This window comes from Methylocystis sp., from assembly GCF_050246715.1.
GTDB lineage: Bacteria > Pseudomonadota > Alphaproteobacteria > Rhizobiales > Beijerinckiaceae > Methylocystis.
In genome coordinates, this window is record NZ_JBFWVN010000118.1 from 1 (window position 1) to 3,023 (window position 3,023).

Sequence of the window (3,023 nt, forward strand, 5' to 3'; positions counted from 1 at the left end):
CAGCGTCAGATACGGCGCAACCAACGACCATTCTTCATCACTGATATCAGACGGATAAGGCTTGCGAATCGGAACCATCCGATTCCATTAAACCCATCCCTCCCGAAAGTACATAACACCCTCTAGTTCCATTGGAAGGTTCAAAGACCAATCTTCGGACATTGGGCAATTGGTGATTCCCCTTCCGTTCTCCTATATGATCGCAGAATCATGAACGGCACCCCGTGGCCCGCACCCCCACCGCCCGAGATCGACGACTACGCGCCGCAAGCGGGCGGACTCGCCGCGCGCGCCGCGGCGACTAGCCGGCCGCGCTATCTCGATGCGCTCAATCCCGAACAGCGCGCCGCCGTCGAGACGCTCGACGGGCCGGTGCTGGTGCTCGCCGGCGCCGGCACCGGCAAGACGCGGGCGCTCACCACCCGCATCGCCCATATTCTCGCGCTCGGCAAAGCCCGCGCCTATGAAATCCTCGCCGTCACCTTCACCAACAAAGCGGCGCGCGAGATGCGCGAGCGCGTCGAGGCGCTCGTCGGCGAAGGCGCGCAGGCGATGCAATGGCTCGGCACTTTTCACGCGATCAGCGCCAAGATTCTGCGCCGCCACGCCGAACTCGTCGGCTTAAAGCCGAACTTCACCATTCTCGATGTCGACGATCAGATCCGCCTCTTGAAGCAAGTGCTGCAGGCCGAAAACATCGACGACAAGCGCTGGCCGGCGCGCGCGCTCGCCATGCGCATCGACGGCTGGAAGAATCGCGGGCTGACGCCGAAGCAGGTGCCCGCTGGCGAGGCCGAAAGCTTCGCCAACGGCAAAGGCGCGGCGCTTTACGCGCTCTATCAGGAACGGCTCAAGGTGTTGAACGCCGTCGATTTCGGCGATCTTTTGATCGAGAGCCTGCGGCTCTTTCGCGACAATCCTGACGTGCTCGCCGACTATCAGCGGCGCTTCAAATATATTCTCGTCGACGAATATCAGGACACCAATGTCGCTCAATATCTGTGGCTGCGGCTGATCTCGCAGGCGCGCGCGCCGGGCCAGCAAAATCTCTGCTGCGTCGGCGACGACGATCAGAGCGTCTATGGCTGGCGCGGTGCCGAGGTCGAGAACATTCTGCGTTTCGACCAGGATTTTCCCGGCGCGAAGGTGATCCGCCTCGAACGCAATTACCGCTCGACCGGGCATATTCTCGCCGCCGCCTCGCATCTCATCTCGCATAATGACGGCAGGCTCGGCAAAACGCTCTTCACCGATGGCGGCGACGGCGACAGGCCGACGCTCACCGGCGTTTGGGACAGCCAGGAAGAGGCGCGGGTCATCGGCGAGGACATCGAGCAATTGCATCGCCGGGGCGATTCGCTCGAAGACATCGCCATTCTGGTGCGCGCCTCGTTTCAGATGCGCGAATTCGAGGAGCGCTTCGTCGAGATCGGCCTGCCCTATCGCGTCATCGGCGGGCCGCGCTTTTACGAGCGGCTCGAAATCCGCGACGCGCTCGCGTATCTCCGCTGCGTCGCGCAGCCCGCCGACGATCTCGCCTTCGAGCGCATCGTCAATACGCCGAAACGCGGCCTAGGCGACGCGACGCTGCAATTGCTGCATGAATATGCGCGGCGCGAACGCGTTCCGCTGATGCAGGCGGCGCGCGTTCTGGTCGAAAGCGAGGAATTAAAGCCGAAGCCCCGCGGCGCGCTGCGCGGCCTCATCGCGGATTTCGACCGCTGGCGCGCGCTGATCGATGCAAAGCCGCAGCATGAGCTTGCCGAGCAGGCGCTCGATGAATCCGGCTATACCGAAATGTGGCGCGCCGACAAGACGCCCGAAGCCGCCGGGCGGCTCGACAATTTGAAGGAACTTGTTCGGGCGATGGAGGCTTTTCCCGATCTCGCCGCGTTCCTCGAACATGTCTCGCTCGTCATGGAGACTGATAGCGCCGTCGATCAGGAGCGCGTGTCGATCATGACTCTGCATGGCGCCAAGGGCCTCGAATTCGAAACCGTCTATCTGCCGGGATGGGAGGAAGGGCTGTTTCCGAGTCAGCGCACGCTCGACGAACAGGGACGCGCCGGATTGGAGGAAGAGCGCCGCCTCGCCTATGTCGGGCTGACGCGCGCCAAGCGGCGGGCGAAAATCTATTTCGCCAGCAACCGGCGCATTCACGGATTGTGGCAGCCGACCGTGCCGTCGCGTTTCATCGACAATCTCCCTTCCGACAATGTCGAAGTGGTCGAGGCGCCGAGCGGCTCGCAATATGGCTCTTATGGCGTGTCGCGCTTCGCCAATCTCGACGTCTATGGCTCCGACTATTCGACGCCTGGGTGGAAGCGCGCGCAGGCGACGCGGGGCGAGACTGTGCGCAGCGATTCGACGCGCGAGTCGCGCGGCGGCCGCGCAAAACAGCCGGTGACGATCGACGGCGAAGTCATCGCACGTTCGTCAAGCAGTTCGCGCTTATCAGTAGGGGCTCGGGTGTTCCACCTGAAGTTCGGGCCCGGCTCGGTGGCGGCGATCGACGGCAATAAGCTCACGGTGGATTTCGACAAGGCCGGCAGAAAGATGGTGCTCGAGAGTTTTGTACAGGCGGGGTGATTGATTGGGCCCGACAATCCGCGCATTATCGTAAGCCGCGTGACGTCGGGCGACGGTGTTGTGAACGATGCTGGCCTTGGGTGAACGAATGCACCTTTTCTATAGTCTTATTTTTCCTTGCAAACCAATAGGCACTAAGCATGCAAATTGAATCTACTTGGGAGACATTCGCATTTATAGTTTCGGCTGCCGCACTCTTGGGATCGGTGCTTAGCGAGCTCTTGTCTCTAACCCATAAAAAACTGAAAATCGGCGACACGATTGTCGATCGCAACGAACTTCGTGATCTAGACAACGTGCTTCTTAACCCGTCTTATTCGTGACGGCGCGACTTTCGGCGTCGTCGTGATGTCGGGCGGCATGGCCGCGCGGCGGCGTTCGGGTTTTTCACCCCTTCTAGGACCGCACTTTGTGGAACGCGTTGGAGGGATAGG

The 3,023-nt window shown here is 61.3% G+C and carries 1 protein-coding gene; it reads left to right on the plus strand.

Going from position 1 to position 3,023, the window contains the following annotated elements; all coding sequences use genetic code 11:
* Positions 1-210: 210 nt before the first annotated feature.
* A complete protein-coding gene (locus AB7I51_RS17950; RefSeq protein ID WP_428405637.1) occupies positions 211-2,589 on the plus strand; it encodes an ATP-dependent helicase in 2,379 nt (792 codons plus the stop codon).
* Positions 2,590-3,023 lie beyond the last annotated feature (434 nt).